1 pseudogene is annotated in these 507 nt (G+C 33.5%); it reads right to left on the bottom strand.

Annotated features, from left to right (window positions below):
• Window positions 1–462: pseudogene (deoC, locus tag HMPREF0518_RS10265) on the bottom strand (deoxyribose-phosphate aldolase); the annotation flags it as partial.
• Between the last annotated feature and the right edge of the window lie 45 nt (window positions 463–507).

Below are 507 nucleotides of genomic sequence, written 5' to 3'. Positions count from 1 at the left end.
GTCTGGTTTAACTTCTTTAGCAATTTCAGCTAACTTCTTAATTTCGTCCTTAGTTAAGTAGCAGTTTTCAAAAATTACCTTACATGGAATGTTGTGCTCGTGACAGACAGCAACCATTTCTTGCATTTCACGCTTGATGTAGTAGTTCTTAGCCTTTAACTCGGTAATATTAATGACATAATCAATTTCATTAGCACCATTTTTAATTGCATCTTTGGTATCAAAGACCTTGGATTCGATCGTTTGTTGTCCTAAAGGGAAGGCAATAGCTGCACCCGTATCGATATCAGTACCTTTTAATGTTCAGCACAAAATTTAGATTGCACTTGGTTAATGGCAACCATCTTAAAATGATATTTTTTAGCTTCATCACAAAGTTTCTTCATATCCTTCATGAGTTGCGTCAGTATGTAAATTAGTGTGATCGATTAATCTAGCAAAATCATCTAAAGTGTATTTCATAATTTAAGCCTCTTCTATCATGTAATGACATATTACTTACATAGA

The sequence above is a fragment of the Lactobacillus helveticus DSM 20075 = CGMCC 1.1877 genome, from assembly GCF_000160855.1.
In the GTDB taxonomy this organism is placed as follows: Bacteria; Bacillota; Bacilli; order Lactobacillales; family Lactobacillaceae; genus Lactobacillus; species Lactobacillus helveticus.
This window is presented reverse-complemented; position numbering and strand designations above follow the sequence as displayed.